We start from the raw sequence: 13039 nt of genomic DNA on the forward strand, positions 1-13039 counted from the left end.
ACCGGCGGGAGAACTGCTCGTCCAGTGCCGCGTTGAGTTCGGCGCCGAACAGGACCGCCAGCGCGGTGATGTAGAAGAACAGCAGCGCCGCCACGGGTGCGCCCAGCGAACCGTAGACCAGCTCGTGGCTGAACACGATCTCCAGATACAGCCGGAGTAGGTCGCTGCCGACCAGCCAGCACACCAATGCCAGGGTCGCCCCGGGAAGCGCTCGCCACCACGGCCTGCGCACCGGCAGGGAGAGGTGGTACAGCGACGTCAACATCGTGAGCGCGACCAGCCCGACGACCGGCCAGAACAGCAGGGTCAGTAGATGGTCGACCGACGGGTGCCGGTCGGCGTCGAAAATCCGGGAGATCATCCCGGGTCCCAGGATCAACGCCGGCAGAATGATGACGCCGCTGGTGAGCTGGGCGAGGAACAGCCACAGCGCTACCAGCCGGCTACGCACCGCGGAACGTAGGTCGCGCTGGCCGTAGGCGATGGTGATGGTGTTGACGAAGGTCGCCATCGCCGTCGAGCCGGTCCACAGCGACAGGATGAAGCCTATGGAGATCACGTCCGGCCGGCCGCGGGAAAGGATCTCATCCACGGTGGGCCGCACCGCGTCGTCGACCACTGATTCGGTCAGCAGGTCGCCGGCACCGCGCAGAATGCTGTCCCGGATGTTGCTCAGGGCATCCCCGCCGATGGCATCGGCGACGTAGCCGAGCGCGCCGAGCAGGGACAGCAGCAGTGGCGGCAGGGACAGCAGCTGCCAGAATCCCGCCTCCGCGGCCAGGCCCAGCACCCGGTGGCGCCAGGCGTTGGCGAGCGTCGTGCGGGCCAGACGCAGCGGACCCCGGGGGACCCGGCGCTGCTGGCGGTCAAGGCGGCGGAACATCGCGCTGCGGCGGACACGTGCCTCGGCCACCGTGTGGCCCTGGCGGGCGTGCGCCGTCAGCTCCGGGTTGACCTCGAGGACGACCCGGCGGAGCAGCACAGACCAGCGCCGTCGCGGCTGGCTGCGAACCATGGGGGTGGATGTCTCCTTCCCCATGACGGACACGGCCCCACCGTATGGCCTGGTGGAGCGCCTGGAGGTCAACAGCACCCAAGCGGTGCCGGGGCCGATCCCCTAACTGGGGGGCCCCGACGGGGAAACGCGCCGTCCATAGTCACGGCGCCCGCCTCTCGCCGCGGCGAGGAGCGGCGAAAGGGGCACACCACGTGGTCGTGGCATGCCCCTTTGATACCTGAGCGTAAGGCTCAGGACACGCTGAGCTTATCGGTCTCGTCGTGGTATTCGACGGCCATCTCACGCAGCTTGGAGTCGTGCGACTTCGCATGATGCCGGCAGAAAAGGAGATCCCCGCCGCCAGGCAGCACCACCCGCACGTATGCCTGGGCACCGCACCGGTCGCAACGATCGAGGTTGGTTAGCGTCGGCTTCGTGGTAGTCCCTGTCACATCTACTCCAACTGTGTTAGGCGGTCAGACGTTCCTGCTGACCATGTGACGGTTTACTCACAGCCGGCTCTCGCGGCGTCATTGCATCCAGAGCGGCGTGGTGTCCGCGGAGCTTCGGACCCGCGGACGGTTACCCCGCCCCCGGGGCTCTGCGGCCTGATCAGGGCCGTCGGGCACCGAAGACGATGTCGTCCCATGCTGGCACTGACTTGCGCCCGCGTCGACCGCCTGCGGGACGTTCCCCCCCACGGGTGCCGTTGTTTTGGCGGCCTCGTGACACAGCGGGTGCGCTCGACTTCTCTGTGGCTGCCTCTCCGGCACTCTCCGTCGCCGAATCCTCGGGATCGGCAGATGTCGGCTCGTCCTTTGCCGCCGACGCCGACGCGCCTCGGCGTTGCCCGCCGACGGCGGCGGGGGCCTCTCCCGCCGCACCCGTGGCCGCCGTTGGGGTCACTGCGGGTGCCCGGCTCGACTCCTCGACGGCGGGGCCGCCGCCCGCGGATGGCACTGCTGCGGCGGCATCGCCGCCCTGTGGCGCGTGCCCGTCCAGGGGGGTGGCGACTGACGTGGACGGGCCGGCGGCGCCCCCGGCGGCGGTGCCCGTGGCACCCGCCACCGCGGACACCGAGGCGGACTTGGTCGGCGACGTGGCGGAAGTCACGGCCGCCGCGGCGGCCTGAGCGACCGCGGCCCGGGGTGTTCTTCCCGTTCGTCCGGATCCGGCCGCGGCCGGGCGGGACCGGGCGGCCGGCGTCGCGCGCTCGGCGGCGGCCGCCGGCGCCGCGCCGCCGGCCCGGGCGCTGCCCGGCTCGGCGACCCGGCGGCCGGCCCCGCGCGGCAACGAGCCGACGCGGGTCGCTGCCGTCCGGCGCGGTGTCTGTGGCTCGGGGCGGCGCGAAACAGCTTCCTCGGCGGGCGCGGACAGGTCCGAGGCATCGCCGGGCGCCTCGCCACCCGCGGGGGAGGCCGTGCTCAGTTCGGCCTCGAACGCCGACCGGCCGGAAGCCGCACCAGCGGGTTGCGGTGCAGGCCCTGCCGGGGCGTAGTAGGTGGTGGTCGGGTCGACCCGACCACCGGTGGATTCCGACTCCGGCACAGCGCGGAAGGTTTCGGGCCGCACCGGCTCGTCCCAGTGCTCCCGGGGGGGCGGCTGCCAGCGGCCGTCAGTGCGGGCCGCGGGGTGCCGAAGTGCGACCCCGGCGGCCGGGGTCGCGGGGCGCGGCGAGGCCGTCACGCCGCCATCCAGTGGCTGGTCCTCGGGCGGGTAGGCGGCGGCCGGCGGGGCGGCGGGAAAGCTGGTGGGCTGGGCATAGGGGCGAGCGACGGGCTCCGGTGGCGCCGCCGGGGACGGGGCGGCGACCGCCGGCTGGACCGGCGTGGCCGGCAGCCCCTGGTCGGACACGAGCGTCAGCGCCGGACCCGCGGCCCGCAGCACGGGCGGTGCGGGCGGGGGCGCCTGCTCGGCGCTCTCCGGAGCGACCAGAGCCCGGGCGGCGTCGTCGTGGGGGCGCACCCGGCGCACGACCGGATCCCACGTCCAGCGGGCGCAGCGGCTATCCGAGGTGAGCTGGACAAGCCAGATGCCGTCGACGCGGCGCCAGGCGTCCCACTGGGCCGCGGCGGGGTTGTCCTGCGCGACGATCAACCTTGCGTCGACGACCTCGCCGAGCGGCCGGCCGGGCACCCCGCCGGGGTCCTTGGGTAGCAGCGCGGCCCGGGCCTCCTGCACGACGCGGGCGCGCTCGGCCAGCACGGGACCCTCGTAACGCTCCACGCGTTCCACGGGTATGCCGGCGGCCCTGGCGACCTCCGCGGCGGTCTCCCCGGCACGCAGCCGGGCCTGGATCTCCCGCGGGGTCAGCGCGCTTTCGGTGCGCACCTCGCTGCGGCGCATCCCGCGCAGGGCAGCCCGGAGCCGGTCGTCCACCGGCACTCGGAACTGCTCTCCATCGGTCCTGCCGCCCGCGTCCGCGAGTACGAGGTAGCCGCCGTCCTCGCTGAGTGCGACCGCCCTCAGCTCACGCATGGCGCCCCCCTGTTCACTCGAAGCCGTACCGTGCCCGGTCGGTCGGCGTGCTGCGGCGCACATCGCGCCCGTCGGCCGACGAGCCTGCAGGCAGATCGGCATGACGCACCTGAACCCACCTTCGGCATGTGCGTCCCGGTAGGTGACAGCCTGCCATCGATACGGCCGGCTGGTGGGCTGACGGCGGACGACACGCACAGTCTGACCGTGTCGGACCCGTCCGTGCGGGCCGCAAGCCGGTCGGATGATCCTACGGTCGCCGCCCGCCGGGCGGCCGGGTCGCCGGACCCCGCCGGCGCGCCGGGCGCGCCGGCGGGCGAGGGCGGCTCTGATCGGCCAGGCCGGACAGGGCGGCGCCGACGATGCCCGCCTCGTTCTGCAGCTGCGCCGGAACCACCCGGGTGCGCAGCTCCAACTGGTCGAGGAACTTGTCGGCCTTCTTGCTGACCCCGCCGCCGATGATGATGAGATCGGGCCAGAGCAGCGCCTCGAGGGTGTTCAGATACTGGGTGACCCGCTTGGCCCACTTCTCCCACGACAGGTCCTCACGCTCGCGGGCCGCGTCGGAGGCCTTTGTCTCCGCGTCATGTCCGTGGATCTCCAGGTGTCCGAGCTCGGTGTTCGGGACCAGCTGTCCGTGCAGGAACAACGCGGTCCCGATGCCGGTGCCGAACGTCGTCACGATGACCAGGCCGGCGGTGTCGCGGCCGGCGCCGAAGGTCATCTCGGCGATCCCCGCCGCGTCCGCGTCGTTCACCGTGGTGATCTCCGCCGCAGTGCCGGATCCAGCCGACTGAGCCGGCACCGAGGTGGCATCCGCGTCGGCTCGGCCGAGGGCGTCGGCGAGCACGCCGACGATGTCGGTGCCGATCCAGGACGGTGCGATGTTTGCTGCCGTCAGCGCCACGCCGTTCTTGACCACCGACGGCAGGGCCACCCCCACCGGGCCGGACCAGTCGAAGTGGTTGACGACGTCGGCGATGGTCGCCGCGACGGCGGCGGGCTCGGCCGGCTGCGGGGTCGGGAGCCGGAACCGGGGCGCGGCCAGCGTGCCGTCCTCGACGTTGACCGGAGCGCCCTTGATCCCGCTTCCTCCGACGTCAACCCCGAAGACCTGCATTGCCGAGCCCTCCCCGCGCCGATGTTCCCGCCTGTGGGGCCGGCGGCGCCGGCCCCACGGTCGCGTGCGCGGCCGGCCCGTCCGCCGCGCACGCGCGACCGGGTGGGCCGGTCCATCGACCGCTGGAAGGTAAGTCTCGCAGGCCCGGTGACCGCGGGCGCCGCCTGCCCGCCCACCAGCGCCCCCGGGCCGCGGCGGCCGGCCTGGCGCGACCCGCCCCGGCCTGGCCGCCCAGCGCTGCCCGCGGTCCACCGGAGCGGGGGTTCGCCCGGCCCGATCGGACGTGCCTCGCCGGCATCACCGGTCGGTCCGCATGGCCGTCCACCCTGGCCGAAGGGCCCGGTGGGTTCGGGCGCTTGGGCTCTATACGCTGGACCGGTGAGACTTGTCGACACCCATGGTCGCGTCGCTTCGGACCTGCGGGTGTCGCTGACCGACCGGTGTAACCTGCGGCGCGTCTACTGCATGCCCGCGGAGGGTCTGCCCTGGCTACCGTCGGCGCGCCTGCTGACGGACGACGAGGTCGTCCGGCTGGTTGGCGTCGCGGTGCGGCTGCTCGGCGTGACCGAGGTCCGGCTCGCAGGCGGCGAGCCCACGCTGCGGCCCGGTCTCGCGGCCCTGGTGGCCCGGCTCGCGTCCCTGCGGCCACGGCCGGAGCTCTCGCTCACCACGAACGGCCTGTCGCTCGTCCGGCTGGCCGGGCCGTTGCGCGCCGCCGGTCTGGACCGGGTCAACGTCTCCCTGGACACCCTGAAGCCGACCCGCTTCGCCCGGATCACCCGCCGCAACAGGCTCAGCGACGTGCTCGCGGGGCTGCGGGCCGCGGCGGCGACCGGTCTCACCCCTGTCAAGATCAACAGTGTTCTCGTTCGTGGCATCAACGACGACGAGGCCGCCCGGCTGCTGCACTGGTCGCTGGCCGAGGAGTACGAGTTGCGGTTCATCGAGCAGATGCCACTGGATGCCCAGCACGGCTGGCAGCGATCGGCGATGGTCACCGCGGCGGAGATCCTCACCGCCCTGCGAGCCGAGTTCACCCTGCGGCCCTTGCCGGGGCGGGGCAGCGCGCCCGCCGAGCTGTTCGAGGTCGACGGCGGGCCGGGCCGGGTCGGGGTGATCGGCTCCGTGTCCGCGCCCTTCTGCGCAGAATGCGACCGGGTCCGGCTGACCGCCGACGGTCAGGTGCGCAACTGCCTGTTCGCTCGGCAGGAGAGCGACCTGCGCGCGGCCCTCCGCGCCGGCGCGGACGACGAGCGGCTCGCCGCGCTGTGGCGGGCGGCGGTACTCGGCAAGAGGGCCGGCCATGGGATCGACGAGCTCGGTTTCCAGCAGCCGGACCGGCCCATGTCGGCGATCGGCGGATGACCGCCCCGCGGGCCGGCTGCAGCGCGCTCGTGCTCGCCGGCGGCGCCGCCCGCCGCCTCGGCGGCCGGGACAAGCCGGCCGTCATCGTTGGCGGCGCCACCCTGCTCGACCGGGTGCTCGCCGCCGTCGCCGGGGCCGAGCGCATCGTCGTCGTCGGCCCCCGGCGCGAGCTCGCGGAGCTCCCCGAGGACGAGGTGGCGTGGTGCCGGGAGAACCCGCCGGGCGGCGGCCCGGTCGCGGCGATCGCGGCGGGGCTGGCGGCCGTCAGCACCCCGTTCGTCGCCGTCCTCGCGGCGGACCTGCCGTTCCTCACCGGCCGGGAGATCGAGCTGCTGCGCCGTGGTGCGGAGGAACCCGCGGCGGACGCCGCCGTCCTGGTCGACCCGGGCGGGCGGCGCCAGTACCTCGCCGCGGTCTGGCGCACCGCGCAGCTGCGGGCGGTGCTGCCCACCGACCCGGTCGGCCGGCCGGTGCGCGGCCTGTTCACCGACCAAGCGGTGACCGCGGTGCGTGCGGACGCCCTCGCCTGCCTGGACTGCGACGCACCCGCCGATGTGGCCCGCGCGCGCCGGTGGGCCGGCCGGGTCCGGCCGGGCACGATGGAACGGTGACCCCCGCCCACACCCCGCAGCCCGAGGAAACCCCGCAGCCGGCCTCCACCCCGCGACCCGCCGGTGACGGCGACGTCGTCGACCGCTGGGTCGCGCAGGTCAGCGCCGAGCTCCGCCTGGCGATGGCGGGCGTCGACGTGGCCGCGCTGCTCGATCTCACCCGGGAGGTCGCTCACGGGGTCGCGCGTCCGGCGGCGCCGCTCACCGCGTTCCTGGTCGGCTTCGCGGCCGGTCGCGACGCCGCCGCCGACGGCACCGACGAGGCGGCGGCGGTGCGCGCGGCGACGGAGGCCGTACTCGGTCTGCTCGCCCGGCGGGCGGGGCCGCTCAGCCCATCCGACCGGGGCCCGCCTCGTCGAGGTAGCCGCGCATGTCGATCGCCATGGTGCGCACCGCGTCCTGGTCGGGCTCCTCGTACTGCTCGCCGTTGCTCGTCGCCCGGGCGTAGCCGAAGGTCAGCCGCGGGAGCACCTGCGTCGGTGTGTCGAGGTCATCGGCCCACTCGGGCTCGTCGCCGCTGAAGGCCGCCGGGCCGGAGGACAGGTCGCCTGTGCCGGGTGCGGCCGTCACGACAGCCCAGTCGATCACGCCGAGCACGATGATCGCTGCCAACGCGGGCACGGCCGCGATCGGGTTCCACGCCGTCAGCCCCACCAGGGCGAACACCGCGACCACCGTCAGCCCGCCGACGAGGTGGCGTCGAGTGGGACGAAGCGCGGGAACCTTCCGGCCACGCCGATAGTGCGCCATACCGACAGTGTGCCCCACGGTCGGGGTGTCCCCGTGTGGTCGGTCGATACCCGCAGGGTATGGGGTCGGCGTAGGTAGGGAAGAGCGCAGGCACGCCCGTGCGGTGCGGTGGTGCGGCGGGTGGGTCGTGCGGGGGGGGGGAAGAGAGAGAGACCCGGTGTGGGTGAGAGGGGGGCGTGGAACCCGTCCCCCGGATTTCGGTCGAGGCCCGCCGGGTATGCCGGATGAACCTGACCGGTTCACGCGGCCGCGACGGCGATGTCCGGCGTGCCCGAGTCGACGACCGGGCCGGCACGGGACGGTGATTCTGGCCGCCCGAAACGTCGGCCGCGGGGCGGCGGATCGGCCGCCGCGGGCTCTTGGTGGGCAGGTGGAGGGGTTGCTCGTGACAGTGGTGTCGCCGGTCGACACCCGACAGCGGAGGGTATGGAGCCTCACCCTTTTTGGTGAAGGTTGTGCACGTCGGGCGGCTTCTGGGCCACACTTTTCGGAGAAAGCGATAAGGACCCATGGCCCGGCGCCACACCATGCGTTCGACCTTGCGAGGCGGGAGGTTTGCCGTGGCGACTCGACGTCGGACGACCTGTCCGCGCCGAAAGTCCCTTCCAGGCACCCTGCTACTGCTCACGGTAGCGGCAACGATGCTACTGGCCGGCGGCTGTGGCTCGCCGAGTTACGATTATGTGACGAACAAGAAGGATGGCGCGTTCCTGCGGGTTCCAAACGGGTGGAATCACCAGGAGATGCCCGGCCCGGCCCTGTTCGGTATCGACGCCCGGAACGTCTCTCCCGAGATGCTGCAGGGGCTGATGTCGAGGGAATGGGTCGTCGGCCTCGACGCGGCCCAGCGATTCGACGACTCGCGCCTGCTCATCCCGGACGCCACTCTGCCCAAGGGCTTCGCGCAGGTTCGCCACCTGTTGCCGGCGGAGGCGAACGCGGTGTCGACCAACGACCTGCGCAACTTCGTCCTGTCCGTGGACGACGCTGTGGCCGCGCAGGAGAAGGCCGTGCGTCAGGACCCCTACGGAGCCCGGCTGACGCCTGACTTCCTGCTGCTGGCGGATGAGGTCGTGCACAAGAAGGACGGCGTGCACGGGGTGCACCTTGTCTACCAGGTGCAGACCGACGCCGGCCTGGTCACCATCGACCAGACGAGTCTGCTCGACAACGGGCAGACGGTTCTCTACCAGCTCATCCTCGCGTGTTCGTCGCTGTGCTACGCGCAACACGCAGACCAGATCGGCGATGTGGCCAAGTCCTTCACGATCGAGCCGACGGACCGAGGGCAGTAGGAATGGGCGCGATGGACCACGCAGACCGGACCCACGCGGACGGGACCGTGGACGGCCTCGACCCGGGGATGCGCGGCGTCGACGCGGCCGGGCCGGACGTGCCTGAGTCACCCGGTGGGTCCACGGCGTCGACGGCATCGACCGGGACGGCGCAGCCGGCGAAGACTGCGCCGGGCGACGGAAAGCCGCGCCGCCGACCGCTCCCGCTGTGGGACCGGGTCAAGTTCTTGATCATGCTCGGCGCCGTGTTCGGATTCGTGGTGGCCGCGGACGTCTCCGGCGACCCGTTGATGACCTGGGCCGACGCATTCCGGATCCAGGCCAGGAAGAGCGCCTGGGTGCTCGTCCTGGTCGGCCTTGAGGTGCTGCACCAGCTGCACATGCTCATCGCCGAGCGGTGGTCGGCGTACCACGTGTTCTGGACCGAACGCGTCTTCGGCCGGGCGGAACGCCGGATGCTGCGGCTCAACGACTGGAACCGGTACCGGCTCAGCCGCGCGGCGAAGTGGATCGTGGGTCTCGCGCTCGCCCTGTTCATCTACGCCCGGCTGTCCCACACCTCCGTGTTCGACGCCCTCGTGCAGGTGCCCGGCGCGCTGTGGGACGCCATCCCGTTCGTGCTCCAGATCGTGCTGCTGATGGTGCTCGTCGTCGGCCAGTTCGTCGTCATGTTCTGGTTTCTGTCCAAGGGCGGCGTCGACACCTACTTTCCGGAGGACATCACCACCCGCTTCGCCGACGTATGGGGCCAGGACCACGTCGTCAGCCGGGTGCAGGAGAACGTCTTCTACCTGGAACGACCGGAGGAGATCGAGAGTCGCGGCGGGCACGTGCCCGGCGGCATCCTGCTGTGGGGGCCGCCCGGCACCGGCAAGACGCTCATCGCGGAGGCGGTGGCCGGCGAGACCGGCAAGCCCTTCGTGTTCGTCGACCCGGGTGCCTTCTCGGCGATGTTCATGGGCGTCGGCATTCTCAAGGTGAAGTCGCTGTTCCGCAAGCTGCGTAAGCTCTCGCTACGTTACGGTGGGGTGATCGTCTTCTTCGACGAGGCCGACACGCTGGGCAGCCGCGGCGCGCTGGGCAGCGGCTTCGGTGGGATGGGCAACGGAGCGCGCTCATGGTTCGCCCGTCAGGGCGCGCCCGTGGCCGCGGCGTCCGGCACGGCGTCGGGCCTGGCTGGATCGGGCCCGGCGGGCCGCCGCGCCGATCCGTTCGGTGCGCGGGGCGACGGCGGGTCGGGCGACCTGTGCAACGGCCTGTCCTACCTCAGCTCCGCCGCCCGCTCGGAGATCACCCGGGAGCAGGCGCGGGAGCAGTTCGTGATGGGCGGCGGTGGCGGTGGGTTCGACGGCACCCTGCAGGCGCTGCTCACCGAGATGTCCGGGCTGAAGAAGCCGCGCGGGTTCCTCAACCGGGTGGTGCGCCGCACCCTCGGCATGCGCCCGAAGCCACCGCCGAAGTACCGCATCCTGGTGATGATGGCGACGAACATGCCGCAGTCGCTGGACGAGGCGCTGCTGCGCCCCGGCCGTATCGACCGTCAGTACAAGGTCGGCTATCCGAGCAAGGAGGGCCGGATCCGCACCTTCGAGGGGTACCTCGCGAGGGTGCGCCACGAGCTCACCCCGGAGCAGATCGACCGGCTGGCAATCATGAGCCCGGAGTCCACCGGCGCGACCATCAAGGACACCGTCAACGAGGCGCTGGTACAGGCGGTCAAGGACGGCCGCGAGGTCATCACCTGGCTGGACATGCTCCGGGCCCGGGTGATCAAGGAGTACGGCCTCGCCGACGACCATGAGCACATCGACCGGGAACGGCACAGCATCGCCCTGCACGAGGCGTGCCATGCGGTCGTCGCCTACCGGATGCAGCGCGGTCGCGTGATCGACCTGGCCACCATCGAGCGGCGCGGCGGCGTCGGCGGCTTCGTGGCCCACGTCGCCGTCGAGGACCGGATGTTCATGTGGAAGTCCGAGATCGAGATCCAGGTGATGGTCTCGCTGGCCTCGCTCGCCGGGGAGCGGATGTTCTTCGAGGGGGACAACACCGTCGGGGTCGGCGGCGACCTGCGCAGCGCCACCCTGCTCGTCGCGAACTTCATCTCCTCGGCGGCGATGGGGGAGACCCTGTCCTCCCGGCTGTCCATGCTCGAACAGCAGATGGGCAACGCCTCCATCGACGCCGACCGGCCCTTCGGCGAACAGGTCGAGGTCAAGCTGCGCGAGCTCTACGAGCGCACCGAGGCGGTGCTGGGCGTGAACCGTCGGGAGATCCTCGCCCTGACCCACGCGTTGGAGACGCACAAGACGATCACCGGCGAGGATGTGGAGGCCATCATGGAGGGGCGCACGGGGCCCACCGTCGATGGCCGCCGTTACCACGAGCCAGACTTTCTCGGTGTCGCCGAGCGCTATCACTCCGACGCCGTGCGTGCGCACCGAGGCCAGGTCCACGAGCTACGCAAGCTGCCCGAGCTGGGTCGCGTGGCGGCGAGCAGCCCCGCCGAGGCGCCCGGGCCCTCGTCCGCGGCTGGCCCGCCGTCGCCCACTGCCCGGCCGCCGGCCGCGGACCAGGGCCAGGGGGCCCGGCGGCAGGCTAGATGAACCGGTGGCAGGCTAGATGAATGAGTCCCTGAGCGGGTTGGTGGCCGGATCGGATCGGATCGGTGACAGGGATCGCGTCGGGGTTCGGTGCGCCCTGCCCCGGCCTCCGCACTCTTCGTATCTTTTCGTAATCATCTGTGCGCGGAATCGTGCCGAGGTTTAGCCACGGTTTTCGACCGCAAAACCGCACGTAAGCTTCGGCACGATCTGGCCGCAATCTGGCCGCAATCTGGCCGGAAATCGAGCTGGTGGGCAGGCGGCCGAGGCGGCGCCAGCAGGGTTGATCAGCGATTGCCCGGGGTCATGCGAACGCTTCGGAATCACTCGTCCCAGGGCCGCTCTGCCGGTCGCGGGGTAGTGAGGCGAAGGCGAACACGGCCGCGACGAGGGCCGCGACGCCGGCGAGTACCAGGCCGGAGCGCGCGCCGAAGGTCTGCGCGATCCAGCCGGCGATCGGCCCGCCGAACGGGGTCGTGCCGAGGAAGGCCACCGACCAGAGCGCCAACACCCGTCCGCGCAGGGCCGGGTCGGCGGACAGCTGCACGGTCGCGTTCCCCGTCGAGATGAAGGCGACGCTCGTCCCGCCCACTAGCACCAGCGCGGCCAGCTCCAGCTCGAGGTTGGGCGCGGCGGCAGCGAGCAGGAGGACGGCCCCGAAGGCGCTGGTGATGAACCCGAGCGACCGGACGCCGATGCGTCGTCGGCGGGCGACCAGCAGCCCACCGGCGACCGCGCCGGCCCCCATCGCGGAGGTCATCATGCTGTAGGTCGCCGCGCTACCGCCGAAGGTCTCCTTCGCCACCAGTGGCAGCACGACCGGAAACTCGTAGGACAGCGTGCCGATGATCACCATCATGATCAGTGGGATCCGCAGCGCCGAGGTGTGTCGTACGTAGGCGAAGCCGGCTCGTAGCTGCCTGGGTGCCCGATGCACCGGCGGCTGCTCCTGCAACGCCGTGGTGTCCATCCGGTGCAGGGCGACCAGCACCGCACCGAACGACGCCGCGTTGAACAGAAAGCACCCGGCCGTGCCGATCGCCAGGATGACCAGGCCCGCGATGGCCGGTCCGACGATGCGGGCCGCGTTCACTGTCACCGAGTTCAGGGTGATGGCGTTCGGGAGATAGTCGGAGTCGACCATCTCCTGCACGAAGCTCTGCCGGGCCGGGTTGTCGATGGCGCTGCACAGGCCGATGAGCGCCGCGGCCACCGCGACCATCCACAGCCGGGCGGTGCCCGTCAGGTCCAGCACACCCAGCGCCAGCGCGGCGAGCCCGGAACCGCTCTGGGTGACCATCAGCAGATGCCGTCGGTTCGTCCGGTCGGCGATCAGGCCACCGTAGGGCCCGAATAGCAGCACCGGCAGGAACTGCGCGGCCGTCACCAGACGAGGGCGGTGCCCGAGGCGCCCAGCGAGAGCACCAGCCAGCCCAGGGCGATGGTCTGCATCCAGGTCCCGCACAGCGAGACGATCTGCCCGGACAGGAAGAGGCGGAAGTTCGGTATCCGCAACGCGGCGAAGGTGCCGCCGCTGGGCGAGGCCACCACGGCGGGCTCGTTCGTGGCGGCCTCGTTCGTGGCGGGCTTGGCCACCGCCGGTTCGTTCGTGGGGAGCTCGACCGTGGTGGCGAGCGGGGCGGTCGTGGCACTGGCACCGGTGTCCGACCGGTCCGGCTTCGTCGCCGGGGGCCAGCCGGGACTGTCGACCTGCAGGGACATGCACGCACCTCCGCGCGCATCAACGCCTGGGGCCAGATCGTTATTTCGCAGCAGGTAAACATCTTGCCCGATGGTGACGGAGTCGAGTCGCCGATTGG

The 13039-nt window shown here is 72.1% G+C and carries 11 protein-coding genes and 1 pseudogene; 5 read left to right on the forward strand and 7 right to left on the reverse strand.

Going from position 1 to position 13039, the window contains the following annotated elements:
* From G6R25_RS05710 to ppgK, 4 genes are all read right to left on the reverse strand, one after another.
* A partial coding sequence (locus tag G6R25_RS05710; RefSeq protein WP_235947545.1) for a YihY/virulence factor BrkB family protein occupies positions 1-1015 on the reverse strand: 1015 nt, incomplete at its 3' end.
* A 233-nt stretch (positions 1016-1248) separates the two neighbouring features.
* Positions 1249-1449: a DUF7455 domain-containing protein gene (locus tag G6R25_RS29485; protein WP_009742431.1), complete on the reverse strand. Its 201-nt coding sequence runs from the start codon at positions 1447-1449 to the stop codon at positions 1249-1251.
* Between the two features lie 160 nt (positions 1450-1609).
* Positions 1610-3475, reverse strand: a complete 1866-nt coding sequence (gene sepH, locus G6R25_RS05720) for a septation protein SepH (RefSeq protein WP_163552148.1) — start codon at positions 3473-3475, stop codon at positions 1610-1612.
* A gap of 250 nt (positions 3476-3725) precedes the next feature.
* Positions 3726-4595, reverse strand: coding sequence for a polyphosphate--glucose phosphotransferase (ppgK, locus tag G6R25_RS05725; RefSeq protein WP_163552149.1), 870 nt, complete (start codon positions 4593-4595; stop codon positions 3726-3728).
* Positions 4596-4973: 378 nt separating this feature from the next.
* On the opposite strand from ppgK, the gene moaA reads away from it, so the two are divergent.
* From moaA to G6R25_RS26320, 3 genes and pseudogenes are all read left to right on the forward strand, one after another.
* Positions 4974-5960, forward strand: coding sequence for a GTP 3',8-cyclase MoaA (moaA, locus tag G6R25_RS05730; RefSeq protein ID WP_163552150.1), 987 nt, complete (start codon positions 4974-4976; stop codon positions 5958-5960).
* The gene (mobA, locus tag G6R25_RS05735) at positions 5957-6571 is read left to right on the forward strand and encodes a molybdenum cofactor guanylyltransferase (RefSeq protein WP_163552151.1); all 615 of its coding nucleotides are present in this window, start codon (positions 5957-5959) and stop codon (positions 6569-6571) included. Before moaA ends, mobA begins: the two co-directional genes overlap by 4 nt.
* Before the next feature lie 122 nt (positions 6572-6693).
* A pseudogene (locus G6R25_RS26320) lies at positions 6694-6831 on the forward strand (DUF6457 domain-containing protein); the annotation flags it as partial.
* A gap of 67 nt (positions 6832-6898) precedes the next feature.
* On the opposite strand, the gene G6R25_RS05740 reads toward G6R25_RS26320, so the two are convergent.
* On the reverse strand, positions 6899-7321 hold the full coding sequence (locus G6R25_RS05740) for a hypothetical protein (RefSeq protein ID WP_163552162.1): 423 nt from the start codon (positions 7319-7321) through the stop codon (positions 6899-6901).
* 641 nt (positions 7322-7962) lie between these two features.
* On the opposite strand from G6R25_RS05740, the gene G6R25_RS05745 reads away from it, so the two are divergent.
* Together G6R25_RS05745 and G6R25_RS05750 are read left to right on the forward strand one after the other, a co-directional pair.
* Entirely contained in the window at positions 7963-8616 is a 654-nt protein-coding gene (locus G6R25_RS05745; RefSeq protein WP_163552152.1) for a hypothetical protein, read from the forward strand.
* A gap of 11 nt (positions 8617-8627) precedes the next feature.
* The gene (locus tag G6R25_RS05750; protein WP_419469307.1) at positions 8628-11222 is read left to right on the forward strand and encodes an AAA family ATPase; all 2595 of its coding nucleotides are present in this window, start codon (positions 8628-8630) and stop codon (positions 11220-11222) included.
* 301 nt (positions 11223-11523) lie between these two features.
* On the opposite strand, the gene G6R25_RS05755 is transcribed toward G6R25_RS05750, so the two are convergent.
* Together G6R25_RS05755 and G6R25_RS30140 are read right to left on the reverse strand one after the other, a co-directional pair.
* Positions 11524-12606 (reverse strand): MFS transporter, encoded by a 1083-nt coding sequence (locus tag G6R25_RS05755; RefSeq protein WP_419469308.1) that lies wholly within the window; start codon positions 12604-12606, stop codon positions 11524-11526.
* On the reverse strand, positions 12603-12941 hold the full coding sequence (locus G6R25_RS30140; RefSeq protein ID WP_419469309.1) for a hypothetical protein: 339 nt from the start codon (positions 12939-12941) through the stop codon (positions 12603-12605). The genes G6R25_RS05755 and G6R25_RS30140 overlap by 4 nt, the downstream gene beginning before the upstream one ends.
* Positions 12942-13039: the final 98 nt, after the last annotated feature.

The organism is Candidatus Frankia alpina, from assembly GCF_902806485.1.
Classification (GTDB): Bacteria; Actinomycetota; Actinomycetes; order Frankiales; family Frankiaceae; genus Frankia; species Frankia alpina.